The sequence below is a fragment of the Aeromonas veronii bv. veronii genome, from assembly GCF_000820225.1.
Taxonomy (GTDB): Bacteria; Pseudomonadota; Gammaproteobacteria; order Enterobacterales; family Aeromonadaceae; genus Aeromonas; species Aeromonas veronii.
Genome location: NZ_CDDK01000007.1, coordinates 64,039 through 90,463 on the forward strand (window position 1 = coordinate 64,039; position 26,425 = coordinate 90,463).

Below are 26,425 nucleotides of genomic sequence, written 5' to 3' on the forward strand. Positions count from 1 at the left end.
ATTTTACCCGGTGATTGAGGCGAGAATGTTAGAGAATTTACGCAATATTGCGATTATTGCGCACGTTGACCACGGCAAAACGACTCTGGTTGATAAGCTGCTGCAGCAGTCCGGCACCCTGGACCGCTCCACGGAAGGCCAGGAACGGATCATGGACTCCAATGATCTGGAACGGGAACGTGGCATCACCATTCTCGCCAAGAACACTGCGATCCGCTGGAATGACTACCGCATCAACATCGTTGATACCCCGGGTCACGCCGACTTCGGTGGTGAAGTAGAGCGCGTACTGTCCATGGTTGACTCCGTGCTGCTGCTGGTTGACGCCGTTGACGGCCCGATGCCGCAAACCCGTTTCGTGACCCAGAAAGCGTTCGCTCAGGGTCTGAAGCCGATCGTGGTCATCAACAAGGTTGACCGTCCGGGTGCTCGTCCTGACTGGGTAATGGATCAGGTATTCGACCTGTTCGACAACCTGGGCGCGACTGATGAACAGCTGGATTTCAAAGTTGTTTACGCCTCTGCACTGAACGGTTGGGCCACCATGGATCAGGACGTCGAGTCCGAGAACATGGAGCCGCTGTTCCAGGCTATCGTTGACAACGTTGAAGCGCCGAAGGCTGATGCCGAAGGTGGTTTCCAGATGCAGATCTCCCAGCTGGACTACAACTCCTACGTGGGCGTTATCGGTATCGGCCGTATCACCCGTGGTCGCGTCAAGACCAACCAGCAAGTCACCATCGTTGGTGCTGACGGCAAGACCCGTAACGGTAAAGTCGGTCAGGTGCTGGGTTATCTGGGTCTGTCCCGTACTGAAGTTACCGACGCGCAAGCGGGTGACATCATCGCTATCACCGGTCTGGGCGAGCTGAAAATCTCCGACACCATCTGTGACAACGGTGCCGTTGAAGCCCTGCCGCCGCTCTCCGTTGACGAGCCGACCGTGAACATGACCTTCCAGGTCAACACCTCACCGTTCGCCGGTAAAGAGGGCAAGTTCGTGACCTCCCGTAACATTCTGGAGCGTCTGAACCAGGAGCTGGTCCACAACGTGGCCCTGCGCGTGGAAGAGACTGATGATCCGGACAAGTTCCGTGTATCCGGTCGTGGTGAACTGCACCTCTCCATCCTGATCGAAAACATGCGTCGCGAAGGTTACGAACTGGCTGTGTCCCGCCCGGAAGTAATCCTGCGTACCGTTGATGGTGTTCTGCAAGAACCGTTCGAAACCGTAACTGTGGACGTTGAAGAAGCGCACCAGGGTTCCGTGATGGAGCAACTGGGTCTGCGTAAGGGCGAAATGACCAACATGACGCCGGATGGCAAGGGTCGTGTCCGCTTGGACTTCATGATCCCGAGCCGTGGCCTGATCGGCTTCCAGACCGAGTTCATGACCATGACCTCAGGTACCGGTCTGCTGTACCACACCTTCGACCACTACGGTCCGCACAAGGGTGGCAGCATCGGCGAGCGTCAGAATGGCGTGCTGATCTCTAACGCTACCGGTAAAGCACTGACTTACGCCCTGTTCGGTCTGCAAGACCGTGGTCGTCTGTTCATCGGTCACGCGACCGAAGTGTACGAAGGCCAGGTGATCGGTATCCACTCCCGTTCCAACGACCTGACTGTTAACTGCCTGAAAGGCAAACAGCTGACCAACATGCGTGCCTCCGGTACCGACGAAGCTCAAGTGCTGACTCCGCCGATCCGCATGACTCTGGAACAGGCTCTCGAGTTCATCGATAACGACGAACTGGTAGAAGTGACTCCAAAGAACATCCGTATCCGCAAGAAATTGCTGACCGAGCTGGATCGCAAGCGCTCTGGCCGTGGTTAATGCTATGTGCTGAGTCTCGGCAGCCCTTGCGGCCGCTGACGGTTCACTGATAAACGGACCCAAACCTCTGGTTTGGGTCCGTTTTTTTATGCTTGTGATCCGCTCTGGCCATCCTAATGAGCTCGTTCAGGCTATCCGGTAATGGGGCTGATGAGCGTTGAGCGAAGGTCGCGGGGATGGGTGAGATAAAAAAGCCGCAGCGGATGAACGCTGCGGCTTTTTGCTGGCTTGCAGTGAGGGATTACTGGCGCCAGAAGGAGGGGAAGAAGAGCACGGCGACCGTCAGGATCTCCAGTCGTCCCAGCAGCATGCCGAATGACAGCAGCCATTTGGCCGATTCCGGAAGGCTGGCAAAGTTGGTGCTGGGGCCGACCACAGGGCCCATGCCCGGGCCGACGTTGGCAACGGCGGTGATGGAGCTGGATATGGCCGTCAGAGGGTCAAGCCCGATGGCGCCCAGCAGTGAGGCTATCACCAGAATGATGGCGAAGTAGGCCAGTACGAAGGAGATCATCGAGCGGATGATGGCGTCATTGACCGTCCGGCCGTTGTACTTCTGGGGGAATACGGCAGAGGGGTGCATCAGCTGGCGCATCTGCTTTCTGAACAGGGCAAACGCCACCTGTACCCGGAAGATCTTGAGGCCGCCCGCAGTGGAGCCTGAGCAGGCCCCCAGCGCCAGCAGCACGATGAAGACGATGCTGGCGAGCGGCCCCCAGGTGCCAAAGTCACCAAGGCCGTAGCCGGTGGTGGTGAGTACCGAGACGATGTTGAAGCAGCTGATGCGCAGGGCATCCATAAAGCTGAACAGATCCCGCTGCCACAGATAGAGGGTCATGATGGCGGTGACCCACACCACCAGCCAGAAGAAACCTCGCACCTGGGCATCCTTGAACAGGCTGTTGTCCCTGTGGTTGAGGCTCTGCACATAGAGCAGGAAGGGCAGGCCACCGAGGAACATGAACAGGGTGCCAATCCAGTGTGCCGAGTTGGAGAAGTGGGACATGGATTGATCGGAGGTGGAGTAGCCGCCGGTACTGAGAGTGGTCATGGCGTGGTTGATCGCCTCGAACATGTTCATGCCGCTGGCCCAGTAGGCCATGAAGCAGAGCATGGAGAGCACCAGATAGACCACGACGATGTTGTTGGCTACCGTCTTGGCACGCGGGGCGCTTTTGTCCGACCAGTCCGAGCTCTCGGTCTGGAACAGCTTCATACCGCCGACGTTGAGGTAGGGCAGTACGGCAACCGCCATCACGATAAAGCCGACCCCCCCCAGCCACTGCAGGATAGAGCGCCACAACAGGATGCTGTGAGCCATGTTGTCGAGGCCGGAGAGCACGGTAGAGCCCGTGGTGGTCACCCCCGACATGGTCTCGAAGTAGGCGTCGGTAAAGTTGATGTGGGTGATGAAGACAAATGGCAGGGCGCCGAAGGCGCAGGCCACCACCCAGACCGAGGTGGTGAGCAGGAACATCTCCCGCACCCCCAGATGAAACTCCGCCTTGCGGCCGTAGTGGAGGCAGAGCAGGGCGGCGCCGTGGGTGATCAGCACGGACTTGAGAAACTCGACAAATCCCTCTGACCCGGTGAGCAGTGCCAGCAAGGTGGGCAGCCACATGAAGAGCGCCAGCTTGGAGAGCACCAGCCCGAGGGTGAAGATAATGGGACGCAGCTTGATCATGTTCGATAACCTGGTCGTTGATTAACAAAAGACCCGGACCATCCCCTTGGGGGAGCTGAGCCGGGTCTGGTTTGACAGCCTGTGTGCATGAAGAGGTTACAGGAAGAAGGGGCTTGGCTGGAACAGCCGCTCCACTTCCGGGATGTACTTCTTGTCCACCAGGAACATGACCACGTGGTCATCCTGCTGGATCTTGGTGCGATCGTGGGCGATCAGTACCTCATCCCCGCGCACCACGGCACCGATGGTGGTGCCCGGCGGCAGCTTGAGCTCGCCCACCGTCTTGCCGACCACCTTGGAGGTGTTCTCGTCACCGTGGGCAATCGCCTCGATCGCCTCGGCAGCGCCGCGGCGCAGACTGTAGACGTTGGCGATATCGGCTCGGCGCACATGGGTCAACAGCGCCGAGATGGTGGCTTGCTGGGGCGAGATGGCGATATCGATAGAGCCACCCTGCACCAGATCGACGTAGGCGCCGCGCTGGATCAGCACCATGGTCTTCTTGGCGCCCATCTTCTTGGCGAGCAGCGCCGACATGATGTTGGCCTCATCCTCGTTGGTCACGGCGATGAAGACGTCGATCTGGTCGATGTGCTCCTCGGCCAGCAGCTCCTGATCTGCCGCATCGCCACAGAAGACGATGGTGTTCTCCAGCAGTTCGGAGAGCTGCTCCGCCCGCTTCTGGTTGCGCTCGATGAGCTTGACGCTGTAGCGCTTCTCCAGCTGGCGGGCGAGACCCGCGCCGATGTTGCCACCACCGACGATCATGATGCGGCGGTAGGGGCTCTCGAGGCGCTGCAGCTCCGACATCACGGCACGGATATGGCCCGCGGCGGCAACGAAGAAGACCTCGTCATCCGCTTCGATGATGGTGGTACCTTGCGGACGGATCGGGCGGCCCTGACGGAAGATGGCCGCTACCCGAGTTTCGATGTTGGGCATGTGCTCGCGCAGGGTCGAGAGGGCGTTGCCCACCAGCGGGCCACCGTAGTAGGCCTTGACCGCTACCAGACCGACGCGGCCACCTGCAAAATCAACCACTTGCAGGGCGCCCGGGTATTCGATCAGGCGACGTACATAGTCGGTCACCAACTGTTCCGGCGCGATCAGGTGATCCACCGGCACCGATTCCGGCAGGAACAGGCGATCCCGCTCGGTCAGATAGGCCGGTGAGCGGATCCGTGCCACCTTGTTCGGGGTGTTGAACAGGGAGTAGGCCACCTGACAGGCGATCATGTTGGTCTCGTCACTGTTGGTGACGGCGACCAGCATGTCGGCATCCTGGGCGCCCGCTTCGCGCAGCACCTTGGGGTGGGCGCCGTGACCGTTGACCACCCGCAGGTCAAACTTGTCCTGCAGTTCGCGCAGGCGTTCGCTGTCGGTGTCGACGATGGTGATGTCGTTGTTCTCCCCGGCCAGGTTCTCGGCCAGGGTGCCGCCGACCTGGCCGGCTCCCAAAATGATGATCTTCATAGGGAACGTCTACTCACGTTGATGCTGTAAAGGGGGGCGCCAGAATGGATCTGGCAGCTCTCCCGAATGAGGTTTGTCATGCCCGGCTCAGAGCTTGACCAGTTTGGCGTAGTAGAAGCCATCCATCTCGGCTTCACCCGGCAGGAACTGGCGACCCGGGCAGTCCGGGGTGTCCTGTTCGTGCAACGGTACCAATTTGGCATCTTTGGTCGCGGCAAGGAAGGCGCGGATCTGTTCGCGGTTCTCTTCCGGCAGGACGGAGCAGGTAGCGTAGAGCAGGGTGCCGCCGCTTTTCAGCTTGCCCCAGAGGGCATTGAGAATGCGGCGCTGCAGCTCGGCCAGCTCGCGAATGTCCTGATCACGGCGCAGCCACTTGATGTCTGGGTGGCGGCGGATGACGCCGGTGGCGGAGCAGGGGGCATCCAGCAGGATGCGGTCGAACTGGCCCTCCGGCCACCACTGTTCCGGCGCCGCGGCATCGCCATGGATCACCTTGGCGGTCAGGCCGATGCGATCCAGGTTCTCCTGCACCCGCTTGAGGCGGTTTTCGTCGGCATCGACGGCAACCACGCCAGCCAGCTTGGGCTGACGCTCCAGCAGGTGGGCAGTCTTGCCACCAGGTGCCGCGCAGGCATCCAGTACCCACTCACCCGGTTGCGGGTCGAGCAGTGCCGCGGCCTGTTGTGCTGCTCCATCCTGTACCGAGCAGTCACCCACTTCAAAGCCGGGCAGCTTGGTCACATCGCAAGGACGCTCCAGCAGGATGCAATCCTCGCCCTCTTCACCGGCCACGGCATTGATGCCGGCTTCGGCCATGCGAGCCAGCATTGCATCGCGGCTCTGGCGCTGGCTGTTGTTGCGGATCCACATGGGAGGGCGCTGGTTGTTCGCCTCCATGATGAATTCCCACTCATCGTGATAGGCCTGACGCAGGCGCTTGGTGAGCCACTCCGGATGACCGAGGCGAATGCTGGGAACGCGGTCGATACGCAGCAGAATGACTTCGGCGCTACGCTGGAAGTTGCGCAGCACGCCGTTGATGAGGCCACGCAGGGAGGTGCCCTTGAGCAGTTTGACGGCGTTGACGGTCTCGGCCACCGCGGCGTGAGCCGGAATGCGGGTGTAGATGAGCTGATAGAGACCGACCAGGATGAGGTAGTGGAAAATGCGGCTCTTGTTTTTGAGCGGCTTGTCCATCATCTCGTTGACTGCCGCATCGAGGCGGGGTAGCCAGCGCAGGGTGCCATAGCAGAGTTCTTGCAGGAGAGCGCGATCGCGAGGTGCAACCTTCTCCTGGGCAGCAGGCAGAACAGCGGAGAGGGATTGACCCTGATCCAGCACCTGTTGAATAACGAGAGCGGCCTGTGCACGTGTTTTCATAGAGTTACCTTAGATGCGCAAGTCGGGGCCTGGGCCCCGCTTGTGTCAATTCAATCCAGTTCAATTCAATTGCGTGCCGGGTTCAAACCAGTCGCGGCGAGAGTTGAGCAGATCCGAAACGGACATCGCCTTCTTGCCGGGCGGTTGCAGGGTCAGCAGGCGCAGTACCCCTTTGCCGGTAGCGATATCGATTCCCTGCTTGTCGGCCTTGAGCAGGGTGCCGGCGGGTTGGCCGTGGTCGCTGTCAATGACGGCGGCTTGCCATACCTTGACGGTCTGGTCAGCCACTTCAAACCAGCTGATGGGCCAGGGGTTGAACGAGCGGATGCAGCGTTCGATGGCAACAGCGTCCATCGACCAGTCGATGCGGGCCTCTTCCTTGGAGAGCTTTTCGGCGTAGTTGGCCAGCGTATCATCTTGCGCCTCGGCAGCGGTTTCACCGGCGGCCATGGCATTGATGGTGTCGACCAGTGCTTGCGGGCCCAGCTCGGCCAGCTTGTCATAGAGGCTGGCGGAGGTCTCGTCGGCGGCGATGGGGCAGGTCACTTTGCGGATCATGGCGCCGGTATCCAGTCCCACATCCATCTGCATGATGGTGACGCCGGTTTCGGCATCGCCCGCCCAGATAGAGCGCTGGATCGGTGCGGCACCGCGCCAGCGCGGCAGCAGAGAGCCATGGACGTTGATGCAGCCCAGGTGCGGGGTATCGAGCACCGCTTTGGGCAGGATCAGGCCATAGGCCACCACCACCATCAGGTCGGCGCCAAGGGCTGCCAGCTCGGCTTGCGCCTCTTCCTTGCGCAGAGAGGCAGGTTGGTAAACCGGCAGGTTGTGGGCCAGTGCCAGCTCTTTGACCGGGCTGGCGGTGAGCTTCTGACCACGGCCAGCAGGCTTGTCAGGCTGGGTATAAACGGCAACGACCTCGTGGTCGGAAGACAACAACGCCGCCAGGTGACGGGCGGCGAAGTCGGGAGTACCGGCAAAAATCAGTTTCAGCTTATTCAATGGGGCAGATCCTCAGAGGGCTTTGCGATCTTCACGGGCCATCTTTTCCAGCTTCTGGCGAATGCGCTGGCGCTTGAGCGGGGACAAGTAATCCACAAACAGTTTGCCGACCAGATGATCCATCTCATGCTGGATGCAGATGGCGAGCAGATCGTCGGCTTCCAGTTCGAATGGCTTGCCGTTGCGATCCAGGGCGCGGATTTTGATCTGTTCAGCGCGAGGCACCAGAGCACGGCTGCCGGGCACGGAGAGGCAACCCTCTTCAATGCCGGTGCTGCCGCACTGCTCGATGACCTCCGGATTGATCAATACCAGAGGATCTTCACGGTTTTCAGAGACATCGATCACTATGATGCGCTGGTGAATGTCGACCTGAGTCGCGGCCAGGCCAATGCCTTCCTCCGCGTACATGGTTTCGAACATATCATCTACAATCTGTTGTAACTCGGGTGTAAAGGTCTCGACAGGGGCTGCAACGGTGCGCAGGCGCTCATCGGGAAAACGCAATACATCTAGAATGGCCATAGTTTTTTCTTTAGTTTCGTATAAATGCAGTCAATATTGGCGTAATTCTAGTCATTTACGCCGACAAAAAACAGCAACACTTTGCGTACAGAAGTAACAGGGAGTGTTATGTATCTGAAGCAAACCATCCTCGCCTGCCTGCTGGTGACCGTGAGTCAGGCAGCATTGGCCGATCAGCTCAGGCTGAAAGCGGGTTACCCCGAAAGTTATGTAGTGCAAAAAGGCGACACCCTGTGGGATATCTCCGGCAAGTATCTTTCCGAACCCTGGCTCTGGCCCCGCCTTTGGAACATCAATCCTCAGATTGCCAATCCTCACTGGATCTACCCCGGTGATGTACTGCATCTGAGCTGGGTCAATGGTGAACCCCGGCTCGGCAAGGCGATGCAGGGGGGCAAGCAAGTTATCCGTCTCGGCCCGAAAACCCGTTACGAGAACAAAGCCAACCCCATTCCGACCCTGCCTATCAGCGAGATAGGCCCCTTCCTGCAAACTGACCATATTCTGGCTGACAGCCAGCAGCAGAAAACCTTGCCCTATCTGCTGGGGTCGGATCAGAAGCATATCGGCATGCTGGAGGGGGACACCCTCTATGTGCAGGGCTCCCTGACGCCGGGGCAGGTTTATGGCATTTATCACCCCGGAGTGGTCTACAAGGATCGCGAAACCGGTGAACTGCTGGGCCAGGAGGCGATCTTTGCCGGTGTGGTGCGGGCCGTGGCGCGTCTTGATGGCGATCGGACTGAGGTGACTCTGACTCATAACCAGCGCGAAGTGCTGCAGGGCGACAAGGTGATGCCGCTGCCGGCTCAGGAAAACATGCCCGCCGTCTTCACACCGAAAGCGGCACCTGCCATCACGCCGGGCTATATCATCGATTTGCCGAACAAGACCCGGGGTGGTGGCAAGTTTGATGTGGTGCTGATCAACCGGGGTGGCCGCGATCAACTGGTCGCCGGGGATGTACTGGATGTCAGACGGCCCGGTGCTGCCTTGGTCACCAAGAATGGCGATGTGCAGTACAAGGAGCTCTCGTCGGTTTTTAACCGGGTGTTTTACAGCAGCAACAAGAAGGCACCACTGCCCTCCGAAGCGATTGCCCGTGTCATGTTGTTCAAGGTGTATGACAAGCTGAGTTACGGTCTCATCATGCAGAGTAACGACATGGTGAGTGCGGGCTATCAGGTCACTCACTTCTGACGTGAACTACCCCGACGCGCGTCTGGCGCTCTGGCTAACTCTTGATGCGGTCACCGGTATCGGTCCGGTGACCGCTGCACGTCTGTTGGAACGGGCTGGGGGAAGTATTGAGGCCCTGTTTCAGAGCGATGAAGCGCAACTGCATGGTATGGGGTTGTCGTCAGAACAGATCAAACAACTGCGCTGGCCCTCGCCGGTGGTTGAGCAGAGCCTGGCTTGGGCCGCTTTGCCTGACAATCTCCTTATTCCGCAAGATCACCCGATTTATCCACCCTTGTTGCGGGAAATTCCCGCGGCACCCCTGTTGCTCTACTGTCGTGGCGATCTTGCTGCGCTGTCGCTACCCCAGCTGGCAATGGTGGGGACACGCCATCCTACCTATGCAGGCAAAGATAATGCGTCCCGCCTCTGTAGCGAGCTGGTTGGATGCGGGTTAGCCATCACCTCGGGCCTTGCGCTCGGTATCGATGGTGTCTGCCATCAGCAGGCGCTGGCTTGTGACGGTATCACCCTTGCCGTGTTGGGTTCTGGGTTGGATTGCCTCTACCCCAAACGCCATCAGGGGCTGGCAGGCCAGATTCTGGAGAAAGGTGGCTTGCTTATCTCCGAGCTGGCGCCGGATAAAGGACCGCTGGCTGAACATTTTCCTCGTCGCAACCGTATTATCAGTGGTCTGTCGCTGGGAACTCTGGTGGTGGAGGCGACCGAGCAGAGCGGTTCGCTGATCACCGCTCGCTATGCGCTTGAACAGGGGCGCGAAGTGTTTGCAGTGCCCGGCGCTCCGCAAAACGCCCAGGCGATAGGGTGCAACAGATTAATTCAGCAGGGGGCCAAACTTGTGCTGAGTGCGGCCGATATAGTGGAAGAGCTGCCAGAGTGGGTCGCACGGCCACATTCGTCGGTCATACCATCTGAGCAACCGCATAATAGCGAATTGCCTTATGCCGATTTGTTGGATAACGTAGATTATGAGACCACGAGCGTGGATACCGTTGCCGAGCGGGCCCAGCTTCCTGTCGAAGTGGTATTGGGCAGGTTGGTAGAGCTGGAGCTGGCCGGTGCAGTGATGGCGGTAGCCGGTGGATACGTCAGAGCGAGGAGGGCGAATCATGTTTGATGTATTGATGTACCTTTTCGAGACCTACATCCACAGCGATGCAGATGTGATGGTCGAGCAGGATGAGCTCACCGACGAGTTGAGCCGGGCCGGTTTCGATAAAGAAGAGATCGACAAGGCGCTCGATTGGCTGGAGCGGCTGGCCAATCTGCACGATAGCGAGCGGGAGGTCTATGTCACCGCCAGCGCGCAAGGCTCGATGCGTATCTATGCTCCGCAAGAGTTGGCACGCCTCAGCACCGAGTGCCGCGGCTTCCTGCTCTTTCTGGAACAGGCCCAGGTGCTGAATGCCGAAACCCGCGAGATCTGTATCGAGCGCCTGCTCGAGCTGGACAAGCCGGATATCGAGCTGGATGACCTGAAGTGGGTCGTCATGATGGTGCTGTTCAACGTACCGGGCAGTGAAAATGCCTACCAGCAGATGGAAGAGCTGGTGTTTGATGAGTCAGACGGCGTCATTCACTGACAGTCCGGTGCCGCGCTGGTAGAATTCAGGCCATCTGGATTTCAAGGCGCGGCCCATGTCAAAAATCGATCATCACCTCTTTTCAGCCCACGAACATGCCTTCGAGCGCGAGCCGTGCCCGCAGTGCGGGGCCGAGCTGGTGATCCGCCAGGGCAAACATGGCCCCTTTCTCGGCTGTTCTGCCTATCCTGCCTGTGATTACATACGCTCCCTGACGCCATCCGGCCGCGACATCGAAAAGGTGCTCGAAGGCTCTGCCTGTCCCGATTGCGGAGAGCCGCTGGCGATCAAGAAGGGGCGTTATGGTCTGTTTGTCGGTTGTACCCAGTATCCGGCCTGTCAGCACATCGAATCCCTGCAGGAGAGCGATGATACCCAGATCCTCTGCCCCGAGTGCGGCAAGGGTCATCTGGTGAGCCGCACCTCCCGCTACGGCAAGCAGTTTTACTCCTGTGATGGCTATCCACACTGCAAATATGTGGTGAACGACAAGCCGATCCCCATGCCTTGTCCCGCGTGTGGTTGGGGCATCATGGTAGAGAAAAAAGTGAGGGGAACTCTGCGTTGGGTCTGTCCGCAAAAGAAATGCGGCCACCAAAGTGAGCAGGTATAATCCCGCCGCCGCAACCGGATTGAAACGTTTTCGGTGAACTTCAACCCCCCACTTGGAGTAAGGAAATTCCCACCATGAATAAACCCTTTGTTGCCGTATTGATGGGCTCTGATTCTGATTTCCCTGTGATGCAAACCACCCTCGAGGTGCTCAAGTCATTTGATATCGCAGTGGAAGTCAAAGTCACCTCCGCACACCGCACACCGGCTGCGACCCATCAGTATGTGACCGATGCCGAGGCCCGTGGCTGCAAGGTCTTTATCTGTGCTGCCGGTCTGGCGGCGCATTTGGCGGGTGCCGTAGCCGGCATCACGACTCGTCCTGTGATCGGGGTGCCCATCGATGGTGGCCCGCTCAAAGGGCTGGATGCGCTACTCTCCACCGTGCAGATGCCGGGTGGTGTACCGGTGGCGACCGTGGCGATCGGCAAAGCCGGTGCCAAGAACGCAGGTTATCTGGCAGCCCAGATGCTGGCAGTAGCCGATGATGAACTGGCGGCCAAGGTTCGGGCCGAACGCCAGAAGAATGCCGAAGAGGTGATGGCCAAGGATGCCGCCCTGCAGGCTCAACTCAAGTAAGTGAACGGGTGGCGATCCGGATGTGTCGTATTTTCTTGTGCAACGGTAAAACGTCACTTTACCATGGTCGCCGCCATACGGATTCAACTTGCTACTAAGTGACGAGGCGGCAGCCAGGCTGCCGCATTTTTCCTATGCCAAATGAATTTGAACAGGCGGTTGCTGCCCTCCAGCAGGAAGGGGTGATCGCTTATGCGACCGAGGCCGTGTTTGGTCTGGGGTGTGATCCCGACTCCGAAGTGGCGGTTCAGCGACTGCTGGCCATCAAGCAGCGTCCGGTTGAGAAGGGGTTGATCCTGATTGCTGCCGACGTAGAGCAATTGCAGGATTACATCGATCTGAGCCAACTTAGTGGTGAACAACTGGCTCGGGTTGAAGCCAGCTGGCCCGGCCCCTTTACCTGGATCATGCCTGCCCGTGCAACGACGCCGGCCTGGCTGACCGGGCAGTTCGAGACCCTCGCGGTACGCGTGACGGCTCATCCTCAGGTGCAGGCGTTGTGTCGCGCCTTTGGCAAGCCGCTGGTCTCTACCAGCGCCAACCTGACCGGTGAGGAGCCTGCCCGTCGGGTGGCCGATATTGGTGAGCGGCTGGCAAGCAAGTTAGCTTACATCCTGCCCGGTGAAGTGGGTGGTCAAGCCAACCCATCAGAGATCAAGGACGCCCGAACCGGCGCCATTATTCGCCCCTCCTGAGCAGGCGGATACGTCATGATTTGCCATCAATCCGCTGAGCGGTGAGCTCATCGGATTGATTTAACTATAAAAATGGACAGGGCGTTCACGATCCTGCCTGACTGGAGACAAGATGAGCAAACCGGATGTGGCCCAGGTCAAGGCCTTCCTGTTGCAGTTGCAGGACGAGATCTGCCGGGGTCTGGAGCAGGCCGATGGCAGTGGACACTTTGTGGAAGATGCCTGGAGCCGTGAAGGCGGTGGCGGTGGTCGCACCCGTGTGCTGCGCCACGGCGCGGTGATCGAGCAGGGGGGCGTCAACTTCTCCCATGTCTATGGCGATGCCATGCCTGCCTCTGCTACAGCCCATCGGCCCGAGTTGGCCGGTCGCAAGTTCGAGGCGATGGGCGTGTCGCTGGTGATCCATCCGCACAACCCCTATGTGCCGACCAGCCACGCCAATGTCCGTTTCTTCATTGCCGAGAAGGAAGGCGAAGATCCCATTTGGTGGTTTGGCGGTGGCTTCGATTTGACGCCCTTCTACCCGTTTGCCGAGGATGTCCAGCATTGGCATCAGGTCTCCCGTGATCTCTGCCAGCCCTTTGGTGATGAGATCTACCCCGAGTTCAAATCCTGGTGCGATCGCTACTTCTTCCTCAAGCACCGCAATGAGACGCGAGGGGTGGGCGGCCTCTTCTTCGACGATCTGAATCGCTGGCCTTTTGCCGACTGCTTTGCCTTTATGCAGGCGGTAGGTCGAGGTTATCTCGATGCCTACCTGCCGATCATTGAACGACGCAAGGCACTGCCCTATGGCGAGCGGGAGCGGGAGTTCCAGCTCTATCGTCGCGGTCGTTATGTGGAGTTCAATCTGGTGTATGACCGTGGCACCCTGTTCGGGTTGCAGACTGGCGGACGTACCGAGTCAATCCTGATGTCGATGCCACCGTTGGCACGTTGGGAGTATGACTGGCAGCCGAAGGCGGGCACTCCTGAAGCCTTGCTCTACACCGATTACCTCACGCCGCGAGAGTGGCTGTGACCCGAGGGGCCATGATGGCCCCTTTTTACTGGCCGTTATTCGGCTTGTTCCCGAGTGCGAAAACCCGTTAAATCGGAATATTGCCCTCTGATGGAACTCTTTGATGGATCGTTATCTGGTTTTTGGCCACCCGGTGCGCCACAGCAAGTCCCCCTTCATTCACACCCTGTTTGCCAGACAAACCCAGCAAGAGCTGGAGTATGGGCTGGCTGAACCCGCCGTCGACGAGTTTGCCCAAGCCCTGCGCATCTTCTTTGACCAAGGGGGCAAGGGATGCAATGTCACCGTTCCCTTTAAGGAGCAGGCATTCACTCTGGTCGATCGCTTGAGCCCGAGGGCCAAGCGGGCGGGCGCGGTCAATACCATCAAGCTGACCGATGATGGCGTGTTGCTGGGGGATAATACCGATGGCGCCGGATTGGTCGCCGATCTCAAGTCCCATGGTGTGACGCTGGCGGATAGCCGGATCCTGCTGCTGGGTGCCGGTGGCGCGGCTCGTGGTGCATTGGCGCCGCTGCTGGCTGAGTTGCCGAGCGAGCTGGTGATCGCCAACCGCACCCACACAAAAGCGCAGCAGCTGGCTGCCGAATTCCACGATCTGGGGCCCGTGACCGCCCAGACCTATGAGCAGCTGGCAGGGCCGTTCGATCTCGTCATCAATTCGACTTCTGCCAGCCTGCAAGGAGAGCTACCGCCGTTGGCCCCTGCCCTGATCCACACTGATATTGCCATCTACGACATGATGTATGGCGCCTCGGATACGGCGTTTATCAGTTGGGCCAAACAGCATGGGGCCCGTCAAACCATGGATGGACTCGGCATGCTGGTGGAGCAGGCCGCCGAAGCGTTTACCGTGTGGCGCGGAATTCGTCCCGGGACTAAACAGGTATTGAGAGAGTTGAAGCGTAACTTGGGGGTGATATGAACCAGGGTATTCTGTTTCCCGATCTGATGGAGTGGCAGGCTGACGAACAGCGGGTGCGTTTTCCTGCCCAGCAGATGGGGGCGCTGATAGATTGTTACATAAGCCAGCGGCGACTGGAGAGAATGACCGGTCTGGCGCTGACGAGGGAGGATGATATCGTCAGAGCCTTTGAAAGTGTGCGTTTTGACATTGAAGATCTGGCTGAAAAACTCATTGAAGAACAAGAGTTTGCTGAAGATGGTGCTATCTATCTCTGATTTTTCAAAGTTTTTTTGTTTTGTAGCGGAACTACTTTGAAATGGCGCTGACTAACTAGATAGTTGAGGAAGTGCTAGCTAGTCACCTTTATAACTCCCCGGTATTCGTACTGGGGATTTTTTTATCTGTATGAAAATAAAAGATTTTTTCTTAATCTGTAAGTTGTGAAACTAAATTACATAAATTACTTTCACTTTCTGCTGCTTTGCTGTACAGTTGTCTGCGTAGGGTACAGAGGTAAGATGTTCTATCTTTCAGACCTTTTATTTCACGTAATTGAATGTGGCTGAATAGCTGCCCCGATGAGGTTCTCGTCGGGGTGTTTTTTTATGCGCGCCATTTAGAGTAAATGCTTTAAATTGGCGATGCATTTGATAGAATGAGGCTGCTTCTTGAGGAATACCTGTCGTCTGGTACTCAAGATTCAGCTTCTTCCCAATTTTTTGAACTTATTATTTCAGGCTGGATGGCATCACTGTCGTCCGGCCTCATTTTTATCCCTTCCGGTTAGATCTTGTAATTAAATTTCATTTTTGTCTCATTTTGTAATTATTGTTCGTTTTGAAAGAACGAATTTGAAAACGCTCTCAACGTCTTTAGATGTTAATTCCTTGCGTGAATCAACTGCCTATCTATATGAACTGTAAGCGGTAATGGATATAGCCGGGGAGGCGAATGCGGGGTGTTTGTCGTGAGGCAGGTGAAAGCGGCAATCTGAAACCCTTTCAATCAGCGGAGGAGTGCTCCGCCAATTGCAAGGAGAGCGAGGAGTAGATTACTCCTCGGCAGGTTGCTGTTCGTAAGCGTTCAGCAGGTCGGTATCGTCACCACTGACGTACCATTCGGTCAGGGTTTGCGCCAGCTTCTCCACACCGATATTGGTGAGGGAGGAGAACGCTTCGACCTGGATCTGGGAACCGAGGTTGGCAACGGCCTGGCGCACCTTGATCACCTGGTTGTTGCGCGGGCCGGGGCTCAGTTTGTCAGCCTTGGTCAGCAGCAGCATGACGGGCAACTGACGATGCGAGCTCCACTCCAGCATGTTCATGTCGGTATCTTTGAGCGGGTGGCGGATGTCCATCAGGATCACCAGACCTTTCAATGACTCACGGCGCTGCAGATACTCTGCCAGTGACTTTTGCCACTTGAGCTTCATTTCCAGCGGAACTTGCGCATAACCATAACCCGGCAAGTCGACCAGACGCTTGCCCGGTTCCAGCTCAAACAGGTTGATCAGCTGGGTACGACCAGGTGTCTTACTGGTGCGCGCCAGGTTCTTGTGTTTGGTTAAGGTGTTCAATGCAGATGACTTACCGGCGTTGGAACGGCCGGCAAACGCGATCTCGACACCCCCATCATTTGGCAGGTGACGGATGTCGGGTGCGCTGGTCACAAAATGCACCTTATTGAAATTCAGAGTTTGTGTATCCAACGTAAATTCCCCATGGAGATAGAGGGTTATAGAGTTACTTTTTTGTAAAATGGTGTAAAATAGCGTCGCTTAAACGCGTTTATTTTAACATGCCTTCAGCGGCATGGGATCTGGAAGCCTAATAACGAAAAGTTGGAACGCCATGAAGAACCTAGTCATTACTCTTGCTCTGATGGTTGGCGTAACGGGGATGGCACAAGCCAAGGGCGATGCCGCTGCGGGACAGACCAAGGCTGCCGTTTGTGCGGCTTGTCATGGACCGGACGGAAACAGCCTGGTTGATATGTACCCCAAAATTGCTGGTCAGCACGCATCATATATCAAAAAGCAGTTAGTTGAACTGAAGGCTGCCGCTTCTGGTCAAATTGGCCGGGTTGCGCCAGTGATGGGGCCGATGGCGTTACCTTTGTCGGAACAGGACATGGATGACCTGGCGGCTTATTTCTCCAGCCTGAAGGTTACCCCTATCGCTGTCCCTGACGACGTGGTCGAAGCGGGCAAGGCGCTCTATATGGGTGGTGACATGAGTCGCGGTCTGGCAGCTTGTACGGCTTGCCATGGTCCCCGTGGCTCGGGTGTCGAACAGGCGAAGTATCCCAACCTGTCCGGCCAGCATCCTGCCTATATCAAGGCTCAGCTCACCGCATTCCGTGCTGGCACGCGTGACAACGATCCGAATGGAATGATGCGGGACGTTGCCAAGAAACTGACTGATCAGGATATCGAAGCCCTCTCCAAATATGTGGCGGGTCTGCACTGATATAGTCGATACGGTCGATTTGAGTTGAAACGGGGAGCTTGGGCTCCCCGTTGTTTTTATGGCTTTCAGATAATTCTCGGTTTAATCCCCCCGTTCTGTAAGAGATCTCCCATTCTCAAGGCAGGTCAAGGCTCATAAAATTGCATAAAATATTAAATAATCATTATTTATCAATGAATTATATGAGTGTTGATATTTTTCGACATGTTGAGAATGTTTTGAGTGGATTGAGCCGCTTTATAGAGTTGGTACAGTAGGCTTAATGGATTCACCCACGGATTGGGTGGCAGTTTCACGACAGGGTGTTGTGAGCAGAGGATGGCTGGCGTGGCGGGATGCCATGGGCTCGGATGAGCTGGCAAAGGATTGAAGGATCAGGATGGTGACCATCTCCGGAGCGGGATGGGGTTGCGGGATGCAGACTCCCCGGCACGATGGCAGGATGCGGTCGAGACGGGTCAAACAGGCACACGCACATTCAGGAACGACCAATATAAGGTCAGGATGACCACACAACGATATGATGCGGCGACAAGTTGTCACGGAGAGGACGAAACAGATTGTTTTGCCATTCAGGATGGCGCACGCATGAACATATCAAGGCAGCTTCGGCTGCCTTTTTTCTTTTGGGTCATTAACCCGATTAGCCATTCTGTGTCAAAATACCAGCAACATGCCCAGAGGATACCGATCCTGCGGTGTTCAGTGGCCTGATTGGGCCTGATTGGTGCGGGATCCTGCTCTTGTTCCAGCCTTACTGTTCCTCGCATCGTATCCCACCGGGTGAGATCATCCCGGGTACGGGTCAAACCAGTTTTTTTTTCGGAGTTAGCCATTCATGTCTGCCAAACAACCCACTCGCAAGCCTACTGGCAAGCGCAAAGAATCTGATGTCAGTGCTCAGGAAGGCCGTGAGCGTAAACGGGCTGCCAAGCGCAAGGGCCTGAAGGCTGGTTCTCGTCAGCAAGTTGAACAGCCGAAGAACAAGTCTGGCAACAGCCAGTCCAAAGATCCGCGTATCGGTTCCCGCAAGCCGGTAGTTCTGGTGGTGGATGACAAACAGAAGAAGCCGGCAGCACCCAAGGCGGTGAAAGAGAAGAAGCTGGTGATGACGCCCGAGCAGGAGCTGGCTTCCATCGAAAACGATGACCGCTTGAATGATCTGCTGGATCGTCTTGATGCCGGCGAAACCCTGGAAGCGGCCGAGCAGGCCTGGGTTGATCAGCGTGTCGACCGTTATCAGGAGCTGATGGATGAGCTGGGCATCATCGACAACGACGATGATGAGCTGCCGTTTGATGATGGCGATGACGCCGAGTTCGACGAGCAGAAACCGGCCTCCGAAGAGGAGTTGTGGGACCGTTTCAACCAGGTCGATTTCAAGCCGGAACCCAAGCCTGAGCCGAAGAAAAAGTGATGAGTGGATGGATGCTGGCCGCCCTGTTGGGCGGCCTGATTTTGTCAGGATTGGCCATCTATGCAGGCATGCTGCTGGCCAGGCTGAGACGACAGCAAGCGATGCAGTGGCAGGCGATTACCGCTCGCAATGAGCGAATTCTGGAGAGCGTACGGGTCATTGCCCATGCGGTGCAGGAGGGGCAGTGCGATTACTCCGAAGGCGCCATTCGGCTGACCAATCTGCTGGATGCGTTGCAGATCAAGGGGGGGCGAGCGTTCGTTGCCGAGTTCCCGGGTCTGTACGGGCTGTATGAGAAGGTGAAAGATATGCCGACTCATGAGGCCAGACGCGCCCTCAAGCGCAATGAAGTGATGAAGATGGATCTCGAACGCAGCGGCTACGAGGCCGAGCTGGAGGCTCAGATCCTCAAGGATGTGGCCCAGCTGAAGGATTTTCAGTTAGGTCGGTGAGCCAACAATAACAACAAGAGAGGAAGCGAGCGTGCAAGCAGAACAGATTGTGTGGGATCAGGCCCTGATCGAAAAATATAACTACAGTGGCCCGCGATACACCTCTTATCCCACTGCGCTGGAGTTCAACGAGAGCTTCGGCTATCCGGATTTTGTCCGCGCTGCCGGCCAGTATCCCGAGCGCAATCTGTCGCTCTACGTGCATATCCCTTTCTGTCACAAGCTCTGCTACTACTGCGGCTGCAACAAGGTCATTACCCGCCATCAGCACAAGGCTGACGAGTATCTCGACTACCTGGAGCAGGAGATCAAGGCGCAAGCCCCGCTCTTCAAGCACCGTATGGTCACCCAGTTGCACTGGGGTGGCGGTACACCCACCTATCTGGATGAAGCACAAACGCGCCGTCTGATGGCCATGCTGCGTGAGCACTTCCATTTCGCCGAAGAGGGGGAGTTCAGCATCGAGGTCGATCCGCGCGAGATTGCCATTACCATGCTGGATGTGCTGCGAGACGTCGGCTTCAACCGCATCAGCCTTGGGGTGCAGGACTTCAACAAGGATGTGCAGGTTGCGGTCAACCGCGAGCAGGACAACGACTTTATTAAAGCCATGTTGGAACGGGCCCGTGAACTAGGCTTCCGCTCGACCAACCTCGACCTTATCTATGGCCTGCCGCATCAGGATCGTGCCAGTTTCCACCATACGCTGGAAGAGGTGCTCAAGACGGATCCAGCGCGCCTTTCCATCTTCAACTATGCCCATCTGCCGAGTCGCTTTGCCGCCCAGCGCAAGTTGAAAGAGGTGGATATGCCTGCGCCGCAGGAGAAACTGGCCATGCTGCAGGACACCATAGCCTTCCTCACCGGTCAGGGTTACCAGTTCATCGGCATGGACCATTTTGCCAAACCAGATGACGAACTGGCAGTGGCGCAGCGCGAGGGCAAGCTGCACCGCAACTTCCAGGGCTATACCACTCAAGGTGATTGCGATCTGCTGGGGCTGGGGGTCTCCTCCATCAGCATGATCGGTGATGCCTACTCCCAGAACCAGAAAGAGCTCAAGACCTATTACGCACAGGTTGCAGAGCTGGGTCATGCCCAGTGGAAAGGCTGCTCGCTCAATCAGGATGACCTGATCCGCCGTGAGGTGATCAAGCGGCTCATCTGTGATTTCCGTCTGAACTTTGCCGCTGTCGAACAGGCGCACGGGCTCAATTTCAGAGAGTATTTTGCCGACGATCTCAAGCTGCTGCAGACCTTCATCAACGATGGATTGGTGCGTATGACGGAGGATGGTCTGGAGGTCTCCTCCACGGGGCAGCTGCTGATCCGCAATATCTGCATGTGCTTCGATGTCTATCTGCGCAACAAGGCGCGCCAGCAGCAGTTCTCTCGCGTGATATAAGCTTGTTTGCCGATTAGAAAACAGAGAAGGGCGCCATCGTGGCGCCCTTCTCATCTGTATTTTTGCTTAAGCAGCGGGTCGGGAAGGTTCTGGTAAGATGTCTCTGCGCTGAGGCAAGCAATTGGGAATCAAGCAATGGTCGCGGTGAAACGCAGATAAAAAGATGGGGGCGACTTGCGTCGCCCCCGGTAGTCGTATCGCTCAGATCCTTGAACGAAGTTGCTCCCTGCAATCCCTGACTGTTTACCTCTTCCTTTAGGTTTCCCCTTCCCAATCCTTTGGGGTGTCCTTTAGCCATCTTGGCCTGACGAGTCATCCTGTCCCGTCGCACTTTCTCCGTCCTGGGAGGTGTCCTTTACCACATCCTGTGGTGAGTCCATTTGCCCAACCCTGGCAGCCAGTCTTCCTGACCGACTTCATTGCGTCCGTGCATGAGTAACTATAAGGATTTTCTAACCGGCTACAACGCCAGATTGGAAAACGTTTTTGTCATTAGCTGTTTCGAAAGTGACGAGTTTCGATTTATTCATTTATAAACAGCTAGTTAAGTATGTCGTCTTCATGTTTTAAGATCTTATCTTCCGATTATCTCGGGGATCTTTTCGGCTGTTGGCTTACATATGGAATGGCAGATCTCTTACGCGATGTTTTGGTTGCTTCAGAAACAGATTTTGCAGTCTGATGATGGTCATTCGGGGTGAGTTGGCGAGGCACACAAAGAGCGGTTGAATGGAGAAATTATGAGCGCTGGTTGAGTCGCTCATAGATGGTCTGGCGCTCTTCCGGGGTGAGCGAAGAGAAGTAGTGGGTAAAGAGGCGCAGCAACAGGGACTTGTTCATGCCGTCTTGCTGGGTCAGGTTACCCAGCTCGTCGATGGCCACCGTGCTCATGGAGAAGGTGGCTTTTTTGTAGCTGGGCTTCAGGTGCTCACCACTCTCGATAAAGGCCAGCGCCGACAAGGCTTCATCACGATGCAGGCCCAGTTCAAGGCTGACCACCTTGGGTTTGCCCTTGGCGTAGAACTCCGCATCTTCGATAAATTCGTCGACGGTGAACTTCTTCTGGTGATGCAGCTGGTGCTTTTTCTTCAGATCGGCCAGACCCATCTCACACCCCCACTTGCAGGAACTCTTTGGCGATGGCCCGGATCTCTTCGGCGGATTTGCCATCCGGCTCGATCTCCATCACCGACAGTCCCTTCTCTTCGCTGTCGTCATAGACGTTGCGACCATAGGTGATGGCGTTCAGGACGTCGACACCGAACGAGGAGCAAACCTCTTTCGCTTCCAGAATGCGTTTTACCTGATTGGGCAGAGCGGGGCACTGGGTCAGCACTACGGCTGCATTGAGGGTCGGATTGACCATCTTGCAGGTAGTGATGAGATCTTCCATGTGGGGTAGGGTCTTGAGGTCGCGGCGTTTCGGGCGCAAGGGGATCAGGGCGTGGGTGGCGACAGCCATGGTGGAGCGCAGTGCCCGGTTGTCTTGCCCGCCGCAATCGACGATGACGTAGTCGTAGCGGTTTTTCAGGCTGAGCAGGTCGTTGCGAATATTGCCATAGAGCTGCACGCAGTTGATTTGTGGCAGCTCCGGGTTGTCATTGCGCTCCTGAATCCAGTCAGAGGTGGTGCGCTGCGGGTCGCAGTCGACTAGTAACACCTCCCCCTGAAATTGGGATCTGAGGTAGACCGCCAGATTTTGTGCCAGGCAGCTCTTGCCACTCCCCCCCTTCTCTCCACCGACCAACAAGATCATGACGTTCCCCTATCCATGAGAAAACCGCTGATTTCAGTATAGGAGGGGCCTGTCTCATCACAAGGCGAGAGGAGTGATGCTCCTCTCGTTGTTTCGACTAGTAATGAACGCTGCCTCCCTGCCAGCGGCAGACATAGTCAGGCACCAGCATCTGGGGGGCCTTGTCGACATGGCATACCACCATGGGCATGGCAGGGGCTCCTTCAGCCTGACTGAGGGTGGGGAGCGCAGAGAGCAGCAAAGTCGCGAGCAACAGCATGGGTTTCATTTTCATAACAACTCCTTGGTAGTGCCATTCCTGTGTGATCTGGATCACTTTCTGAGTTAAGTCGAGGTTGGCGCCAGCGCAAGGTGAGACGAATAAATTCAATTAATGAAAAAAGTATCAAAAGGCGTTGTGGTGACCGACGAGGATGGCTGCCCACCTTGATGCGGACTTTGTGCATATTAAGTTGAACTGCACAAAGAGGTGATGACTTATGAGGCCGAGCCTGATGGGGTTGGCATCAATGCCATGATCTGGAACAAGAAAAGATTTATGCAGTGAATGTGGTAGATGTGAGTATTTATTTCTCCCGCGTTCCTCCCGTCACGGCGATGTATTCAATACCTAGGGAGTAATATTCAAATTTTATTTGTAAAGTTATTTATATTAATGATTTTTAACAGTTTTTGTTATTTTCATTTAATCACTCCAGTGAGCTGGCATGAATAAAAAATGAATCAATCTGAAATATAGCAGGGTGGTTTTGCATGGTTATTCGGTTTGCCTTGTGTGGAAAATGCGCAATTTGCTACCGGGGTCATAGATTGGATGGTGAATATATTCAGTTCTGAGTGAATGTGATCAATGTCTAAGTTTGTCGTGATTCGCAGGGCTAACCTCGGTCTCGAAAGGCAAGGGCAGGATAGAACATAAGCCGATTACCCTACATAAAGAATATCCCGCCTTAGCCACGAGCATGAATAGAAGGAATCTATTCAATCACTCGCAGGGACCACTGCTAGACGGAATATAATCATGAGCAAATTTTATGTAGGTTCTGAAGTTGGCCAATTGCGCCGTGTCATGTTGCACCGCCCCAACCTCAGTCTGAAGCGTCTGACTCCTTCCAACTGCCAGGATCTGCTGTTCGATGACGTCCTGTCTGTTGAACGTGCCGGTCAGGAGCACGACAAATTCGCTCAGGTACTGCGCGATCAGAATGTCGAAGTTTTCCTGCTGACCAATCTGCTGGCGGAAACACTTGATGTGCCGGAAGCCAAAACCTGGCTGCTGCAACACCAGGTCTCCGACTACCGCCTCGGCTCTTCTTTTGCCAACGACGTGCGCTGCTTCCTGGCTGACATGCCGCACCGTGAACTGGCCCGGCGGCCTGACCTACTCCGAGATGCCCTACAGCGGCGTCAACATGGTAGTGGGAATGCACGCTCCGACCGATTTCATCATCGAGCCGCTGCCCAACCACCTCTTTACCCGTGACACCTCCTGCTGGGTTTACGGTGGCGTTTCCATCAACCCGATGGCCAAGCCGGCCCGTCGCCGCGAGACCAACCATGTGAAGGCTATCTACCGCTGGCACCCGATGTTTGCCGGTCAGGACTTCATCAAGTACTTCGGTGACGAGGTGCGTGACTACGACAACTCCACCATCGAGGGTGGCGACGTACTGGTGATCGGCCGTGGCGCCGTGCTGATCGGTATGTCCGAGCGCACCACCCCGCAAGGTGTCGAGCACCTGGCTCGCAGCCTGTTCAAACATGGTCAGGCCAAGCAGGTCATCGCCATGGAGCTGCCGAAACACCGCAGTTGCATGCACCTGGATACCGTCATGACTCACATGGACATCGACACCTTCTCCGTCTATCCGGAAGTGATCCGCAAGGATGTGCAGTGCTGGAGCCTGACTCCGGGCGGCGCCACCGGCATGAACATCAAGGAAGAGGGTTACTTCGTCACCGCTATCGAGAAAGCACTGGGCGTGGATCAGCTGAAGATCATCACCACTGGCGGTGACAGCTTCGAAGCCGAACGCGAGCAGTGGAACGACGCCAACAACGTGCTGACCGTACGTCCCGGCGTGGTGGTGGGTTACGAGCGCAATACCTACACCAATGAGAAATATGACAAAGCCGGTATCACAGTTCTCTCCATCCCGGGTGATGAACTGGGCCGCGGCCGCGGCGGAGCCCGCTGCATGAGCTGCCCGATGGAACGCGACAGCATCTGATGAGACGGCGTGGCGCCGGCAGAAGCTGGCGCCACACAGAACCAAACTCGAGATTAACCACTATGAAAAAACCAACTGTCGTCGTCGCTCTGGGTGGCAATGCACTGCTCCGTCGTGGTGAGCCACTGGAAGCGGATATCCAGCGCAAGAATATCGCAACTGCCGCCAAGACCATCGCCCTGATCGCTCAGGAGTACAACGTGGTGCTGGTGCATGGCAACGGCCCGCAAGTCGGCCTGCTGGCCCTGCAAAACAGCGCCTACACCAAGGTATCCCCCTATCCGCTGGATGTGCTGGGTGCCGAGTCCCAGGGCATGATCGGCTACATGCTGATCCAGGAGCTGAAAAACCTGATGCCGAGCCGCAACGTCACCGCGCTGCTGACTCAGGTGCAGGTCGATCCCAAGGATCCGGCGTTTGCCAATCCGACCAAATTTATCGGCCCCGTCTACGAAGAGGCTGAAGCCCGCACCCTGGCAGAAGAGAAGCACTGGGTGGTCAAGGCTGACGGCAAGTTCTTCCGCCGCGTAGTGCCGTCCCCGCTGCCCCAGCGCATCGTTGAAGGCGACGCCATCGAAACTCTGATTGCCCAGGGCCACCTCATCATCTGTACCGGTGGTGGCGGTATCCCGGTGACCTGGGATGGCCAGAGCCTGACCGGTATCGAAGCCGTCATCGACAAGGACATGTCTGCCGCCTACCTGGCCAAGCAGATCAAGGCCGACGCCCTGCTGATCCTGACCGATGCCGATGCCGTCTATCTGGATTGGGGCAAACCGACCCAGCGTCCGCTGCGAGTCACCAGCCCGGACGAGCTGGCCGGGGTCAAGTTCGACGCAGGTTCCATGGGGCCGAAAGTCGAAGCCTCTTGTGAATTTGTCAAAGCGACCGGCGGCATGGTCGGCATCGGCTCGCTGGAAGATGGCCTCGCCATCCTCAAGGGTGAAGCCGGTACCAATATCGTCGCCACCCGTACCGTGAATGCGTAATTGAAATTCGGCCCTCCGGGGTCTGCACAAATCTGTACTGAAGAATGCGTAGTCAACACTACTGCCTAAATTGGTCTGAACAAATATAGAGAGAACTCATCATGGCTTTTAATCTGCGTAACCGTAACTTCCTGAAACTGCTGGACTTCACCCCGCGCGAAATCCAATACATGATCGATCTGGCCATCGACCTGAAAAAAGCCAAATACGGTGGCTACGAGCGCAAGCATCTGGTCGGTAAAAACATCGCCCTGATTTTCGAGAAGACCTCCACCCGTACCCGTTGTGCATTTGAAGTGGCAGCCTTCGACCAGGGCGCGCAAGTCTCCTACCTTGGCCCAAGCGGTTCCCAAATCGGTCACAAGGAGTCCATGAAGGACACCGCTCGTGTACTGGGCCGCATGTATGACGGTATCGAATACCGCGGCTACGGTCAGGAGATCGTGGAAGAGCTGGGTGCCTACGCCGGTGTCCCGGTCTGGAACGGCCTGACCAACGAATTCCACCCGACCCAGATCCTGGCCGACTTCATGACCATGCTGGAGCACGGCAAGGGCAAGCGTCTGGATCAAATCAAGTTCGCCTACCTGGGTGATGCCCGCAACAACATGGGTAACTCCCTGATGGTCGGCGCTGCCAAAATGGGCATGGATATCCGCTTGGTTGCGCCGAAAGCCTTCTGGCCGGAAGAGGAGCTGGTTGCCAAGTGCCGCCTGATCGCCGAAGAGACCGGCGCACGCATCACCCTGACCGAAGATGTGAAAGAGGGTGTGCTGGGCACTGACTTCCTCTACACCGACGTCTGGGTATCCATGGGTGAAGCGAAAGAAGCCTGGGATCAGCGCGTCAAACTGATGACCCCGTATCAGGTCAACATGGATGTCATCAACGCCACCAAGAACCCGGATGTGAAGTTCATGCACTGCCTGCCGGCGTTCCACAACGATGAGACCACCATGGGCAAGGAAGTGGCTGACAAATATGGCATGAAAGGTCTGGAAGTGACCGAGGACGTGTTCGAATCCGAGCACAGCATCGTGTTCGACGAGGCCGAAAACCGGATGCACACCATCAAGGCAGTGATGGTTGCTACGCTGAGTGAAAAGATGGAGTTTTAGTGGTCAGGTCAAGTTGGCCATGGAGGTGTAGTGGCATTGTGAACCGCTGGCAAAACAGAGTCTTTTCGTATTGAGCTTCAGTGCCATG

26 protein-coding genes and 1 pseudogene are annotated in these 26,425 nt (G+C 56.6%); 18 read left to right on the forward strand and 9 right to left on the reverse strand.

What is annotated here, in order from left to right; translation table 11 throughout:
• The first annotated feature begins 25 nt into the window (after window positions 1-25).
• Window positions 26-1,837, forward strand: a complete 1,812-nt coding sequence (gene typA, locus BN1139_RS03360; RefSeq protein WP_005339679.1) for a translational GTPase TypA — start codon at window positions 26-28, stop codon at window positions 1,835-1,837.
• A 241-nt stretch (window positions 1,838-2,078) separates the two neighbouring features.
• On the opposite strand, the gene BN1139_RS03365 is transcribed toward typA, so the two are convergent.
• From BN1139_RS03365 to def, 5 genes are all read right to left on the reverse strand, one after another.
• Complete coding sequence (locus BN1139_RS03365) at window positions 2,079-3,521, reverse strand: TrkH family potassium uptake protein (RefSeq protein ID WP_005356208.1); 1,443 nt, start codon at window positions 3,519-3,521, stop codon at window positions 2,079-2,081.
• 96 nt (window positions 3,522-3,617) lie between these two features.
• Window positions 3,618-4,994: a Trk system potassium transporter TrkA gene (gene trkA / locus BN1139_RS03370; RefSeq protein WP_005339689.1), complete on the reverse strand. Its 1,377-nt coding sequence runs from the start codon at window positions 4,992-4,994 to the stop codon at window positions 3,618-3,620.
• 87 nt (window positions 4,995-5,081) lie between these two features.
• Window positions 5,082-6,374: a 16S rRNA (cytosine(967)-C(5))-methyltransferase RsmB gene (gene rsmB, locus BN1139_RS03375; protein ID WP_005356215.1), complete on the reverse strand. Its 1,293-nt coding sequence runs from the start codon at window positions 6,372-6,374 to the stop codon at window positions 5,082-5,084.
• 60 nt (window positions 6,375-6,434) lie between these two features.
• Window positions 6,435-7,379, reverse strand: a complete 945-nt coding sequence (fmt, locus tag BN1139_RS03380) for a methionyl-tRNA formyltransferase (protein ID WP_005356229.1) — start codon at window positions 7,377-7,379, stop codon at window positions 6,435-6,437.
• A gap of 12 nt (window positions 7,380-7,391) precedes the next feature.
• Entirely contained in the window at window positions 7,392-7,904 is a 513-nt protein-coding gene (def, locus tag BN1139_RS03385) for a peptide deformylase (RefSeq protein WP_005356231.1), read from the reverse strand.
• Window positions 7,905-8,012: 108 nt separating this feature from the next.
• On the opposite strand from def, the gene BN1139_RS03390 reads away from it, so the two are divergent.
• The 10 genes from BN1139_RS03390 to spfP all read left to right on the forward strand — a co-directional run bounded on the left by BN1139_RS03390 (window position 8,013) and on the right by spfP (window position 15,067).
• Window positions 8,013-9,104 carry a LysM peptidoglycan-binding domain-containing protein gene (locus tag BN1139_RS03390; RefSeq protein ID WP_005339696.1) on the forward strand — a complete coding sequence of 364 codons (1,092 nt, stop codon included), beginning with the start codon at window positions 8,013-8,015 and terminating at the stop codon, window positions 9,102-9,104.
• Window position 9,105: 1 nt separating this feature from the next.
• On the forward strand, window positions 9,106-10,221 hold the full coding sequence (gene dprA / locus BN1139_RS03395; RefSeq protein ID WP_005356233.1) for a DNA-processing protein DprA: 1,116 nt from the start codon (window positions 9,106-9,108) through the stop codon (window positions 10,219-10,221).
• Window positions 10,214-10,687, forward strand: a complete 474-nt coding sequence (locus BN1139_RS03400) for a DUF494 family protein (RefSeq protein ID WP_005339699.1) — start codon at window positions 10,214-10,216, stop codon at window positions 10,685-10,687. The genes dprA and BN1139_RS03400 overlap by 8 nt, the downstream gene beginning before the upstream one ends.
• 55 nt (window positions 10,688-10,742) lie before the next feature.
• On the forward strand, window positions 10,743-11,300 hold the full coding sequence (locus BN1139_RS03405; RefSeq protein WP_005339702.1) for a DNA topoisomerase family protein: 558 nt from the start codon (window positions 10,743-10,745) through the stop codon (window positions 11,298-11,300).
• A gap of 74 nt (window positions 11,301-11,374) precedes the next feature.
• Entirely contained in the window at window positions 11,375-11,878 is a 504-nt protein-coding gene (gene purE / locus BN1139_RS03410) for a 5-(carboxyamino)imidazole ribonucleotide mutase (RefSeq protein WP_005339704.1), read from the forward strand.
• A 134-nt stretch (window positions 11,879-12,012) separates the two neighbouring features.
• Window positions 12,013-12,573, forward strand: a complete 561-nt coding sequence (tsaC, locus tag BN1139_RS03415; protein WP_005356244.1) for an L-threonylcarbamoyladenylate synthase type 1 TsaC — start codon at window positions 12,013-12,015, stop codon at window positions 12,571-12,573.
• 112 nt (window positions 12,574-12,685) lie between these two features.
• Window positions 12,686-13,594, forward strand: coding sequence for an oxygen-dependent coproporphyrinogen oxidase (gene hemF / locus BN1139_RS03420; RefSeq protein WP_005356247.1), 909 nt, complete (start codon window positions 12,686-12,688; stop codon window positions 13,592-13,594).
• A 103-nt stretch (window positions 13,595-13,697) separates the two neighbouring features.
• Window positions 13,698-14,519, forward strand: a complete 822-nt coding sequence (aroE, locus tag BN1139_RS03425; RefSeq protein WP_005356257.1) for a shikimate dehydrogenase — start codon at window positions 13,698-13,700, stop codon at window positions 14,517-14,519.
• Window positions 14,516-14,776, forward strand: a complete 261-nt coding sequence (locus tag BN1139_RS03430; protein ID WP_005339708.1) for a DUF1488 family protein — start codon at window positions 14,516-14,518, stop codon at window positions 14,774-14,776. Before aroE ends, BN1139_RS03430 begins: the two co-directional genes overlap by 4 nt.
• A 243-nt stretch (window positions 14,777-15,019) precedes the next feature.
• The gene (gene spfP, locus BN1139_RS21945) at window positions 15,020-15,067 is read left to right on the forward strand and encodes a small protein SpfP (protein ID WP_462101308.1); all 48 of its coding nucleotides are present in this window, start codon (window positions 15,020-15,022) and stop codon (window positions 15,065-15,067) included.
• Window positions 15,068-15,552: 485 nt separating this feature from the next.
• On the opposite strand, the gene yihA is transcribed toward spfP, so the two are convergent.
• Window positions 15,553-16,209 (reverse strand): ribosome biogenesis GTP-binding protein YihA/YsxC, encoded by a 657-nt coding sequence (yihA, locus tag BN1139_RS03435; RefSeq protein ID WP_005356260.1) that lies wholly within the window; start codon window positions 16,207-16,209, stop codon window positions 15,553-15,555.
• 142 nt (window positions 16,210-16,351) lie between these two features.
• Here yihA and BN1139_RS03440 point away from each other — a divergent pair, with 142 nt between their 5' ends.
• The 4 genes from BN1139_RS03440 to hemN all read left to right on the forward strand — a co-directional run bounded on the left by BN1139_RS03440 (window position 16,352) and on the right by hemN (window position 20,243).
• Window positions 16,352-16,969, forward strand: a complete 618-nt coding sequence (locus BN1139_RS03440; RefSeq protein ID WP_005339710.1) for a c-type cytochrome — start codon at window positions 16,352-16,354, stop codon at window positions 16,967-16,969.
• A gap of 838 nt (window positions 16,970-17,807) precedes the next feature.
• Complete coding sequence (gene yihI, locus BN1139_RS03450) at window positions 17,808-18,386, forward strand: Der GTPase-activating protein YihI (protein ID WP_005356264.1); 579 nt, start codon at window positions 17,808-17,810, stop codon at window positions 18,384-18,386.
• A gap of 11 nt (window positions 18,387-18,397) precedes the next feature.
• Window positions 18,398-18,838 carry a DUF2489 domain-containing protein gene (locus BN1139_RS03455; RefSeq protein WP_005339712.1) on the forward strand — a complete coding sequence of 147 codons (441 nt, stop codon included), beginning with the start codon at window positions 18,398-18,400 and terminating at the stop codon, window positions 18,836-18,838.
• A 31-nt stretch (window positions 18,839-18,869) separates the two neighbouring features.
• Entirely contained in the window at window positions 18,870-20,243 is a 1,374-nt protein-coding gene (gene hemN / locus BN1139_RS03460) for an oxygen-independent coproporphyrinogen III oxidase (RefSeq protein ID WP_005356267.1), read from the forward strand.
• A 738-nt stretch (window positions 20,244-20,981) separates the two neighbouring features.
• On the opposite strand, the gene BN1139_RS03465 is transcribed toward hemN, so the two are convergent.
• The 3 genes from BN1139_RS03465 to BN1139_RS21625 all read right to left on the reverse strand — a co-directional run bounded on the left by BN1139_RS03465 (window position 20,982) and on the right by BN1139_RS21625 (window position 22,273).
• Complete coding sequence (locus BN1139_RS03465) at window positions 20,982-21,350, reverse strand: hypothetical protein (RefSeq protein ID WP_005339715.1); 369 nt, start codon at window positions 21,348-21,350, stop codon at window positions 20,982-20,984.
• 1 nt (window position 21,351) lies between these two features.
• On the reverse strand, window positions 21,352-21,999 hold the full coding sequence (locus BN1139_RS03470; protein WP_005339716.1) for an AAA family ATPase: 648 nt from the start codon (window positions 21,997-21,999) through the stop codon (window positions 21,352-21,354).
• A gap of 97 nt (window positions 22,000-22,096) precedes the next feature.
• Complete coding sequence (locus BN1139_RS21625; protein ID WP_005339717.1) at window positions 22,097-22,273, reverse strand: hypothetical protein; 177 nt, start codon at window positions 22,271-22,273, stop codon at window positions 22,097-22,099.
• Between the two features lie 747 nt (window positions 22,274-23,020).
• Here BN1139_RS21625 and arcA point away from each other — a divergent pair.
• The 3 genes and pseudogenes from arcA to argF all read left to right on the forward strand — a co-directional run bounded on the left by arcA (window position 23,021) and on the right by argF (window position 26,337).
• Window positions 23,021-24,230, forward strand: a pseudogene (gene arcA, locus BN1139_RS03475) (arginine deiminase).
• 62 nt (window positions 24,231-24,292) lie between these two features.
• The gene (gene arcC / locus BN1139_RS03480; RefSeq protein ID WP_005356275.1) at window positions 24,293-25,219 is read left to right on the forward strand and encodes a carbamate kinase; all 927 of its coding nucleotides are present in this window, start codon (window positions 24,293-24,295) and stop codon (window positions 25,217-25,219) included.
• Between the two features lie 101 nt (window positions 25,220-25,320).
• Entirely contained in the window at window positions 25,321-26,337 is a 1,017-nt protein-coding gene (gene argF, locus BN1139_RS03485; RefSeq protein ID WP_005356278.1) for an ornithine carbamoyltransferase, read from the forward strand.
• The last annotated feature ends 88 nt before the right edge of the window (window positions 26,338-26,425 follow it).

Coding starts and splice junctions, on each gene's coding strand:
- typA (WP_005339679.1), top strand. CDS start 26: ATGTTAGAGAATTTACGCAATATTGCGATTATTGCGCACGTTGACCAC.
- BN1139_RS03365 (WP_005356208.1), bottom strand. CDS start 3,521: ATGATCAAGCTGCGTCCCATTATCTTCACCCTCGGGCTGGTGCTCTCC.
- trkA (WP_005339689.1), bottom strand. CDS start 4,994: ATGAAGATCATCATTTTGGGAGCCGGCCAGGTCGGCGGCACCCTGGCC.
- rsmB (WP_005356215.1), bottom strand. CDS start 6,374: ATGAAAACACGTGCACAGGCCGCTCTCGTTATTCAACAGGTGCTGGAT.
- def (WP_005356231.1), bottom strand. CDS start 7,904: ATGGCCATTCTAGATGTATTGCGTTTTCCCGATGAGCGCCTGCGCACC.
- BN1139_RS03390 (WP_005339696.1), top strand. CDS start 8,013: ATGTATCTGAAGCAAACCATCCTCGCCTGCCTGCTGGTGACCGTGAGT.
- BN1139_RS03400 (WP_005339699.1), top strand. CDS start 10,214: ATGTTTGATGTATTGATGTACCTTTTCGAGACCTACATCCACAGCGAT.
- BN1139_RS03405 (WP_005339702.1), top strand. CDS start 10,743: ATGTCAAAAATCGATCATCACCTCTTTTCAGCCCACGAACATGCCTTC.
- purE (WP_005339704.1), top strand. CDS start 11,375: ATGAATAAACCCTTTGTTGCCGTATTGATGGGCTCTGATTCTGATTTC.
- tsaC (WP_005356244.1), top strand. CDS start 12,013: ATGCCAAATGAATTTGAACAGGCGGTTGCTGCCCTCCAGCAGGAAGGG.
- hemF (WP_005356247.1), top strand. CDS start 12,686: ATGAGCAAACCGGATGTGGCCCAGGTCAAGGCCTTCCTGTTGCAGTTG.
- aroE (WP_005356257.1), top strand. CDS start 13,698: ATGGATCGTTATCTGGTTTTTGGCCACCCGGTGCGCCACAGCAAGTCC.
- BN1139_RS03430 (WP_005339708.1), top strand. CDS start 14,516: ATGAACCAGGGTATTCTGTTTCCCGATCTGATGGAGTGGCAGGCTGAC.
- BN1139_RS03440 (WP_005339710.1), top strand. CDS start 16,352: ATGAAGAACCTAGTCATTACTCTTGCTCTGATGGTTGGCGTAACGGGG.
- yihI (WP_005356264.1), top strand. CDS start 17,808: ATGTCTGCCAAACAACCCACTCGCAAGCCTACTGGCAAGCGCAAAGAA.
- BN1139_RS03455 (WP_005339712.1), top strand. CDS start 18,398: ATGCTGGCCGCCCTGTTGGGCGGCCTGATTTTGTCAGGATTGGCCATC.
- BN1139_RS03465 (WP_005339715.1), bottom strand. CDS start 21,350: ATGGGTCTGGCCGATCTGAAGAAAAAGCACCAGCTGCATCACCAGAAG.
- BN1139_RS03470 (WP_005339716.1), bottom strand. CDS start 21,999: ATGATCTTGTTGGTCGGTGGAGAGAAGGGGGGGAGTGGCAAGAGCTGC.
- BN1139_RS21625 (WP_005339717.1), bottom strand. CDS start 22,273: ATGAAAATGAAACCCATGCTGTTGCTCGCGACTTTGCTGCTCTCTGCG.
- arcC (WP_005356275.1), top strand. CDS start 24,293: ATGAAAAAACCAACTGTCGTCGTCGCTCTGGGTGGCAATGCACTGCTC.
- argF (WP_005356278.1), top strand. CDS start 25,321: ATGGCTTTTAATCTGCGTAACCGTAACTTCCTGAAACTGCTGGACTTC.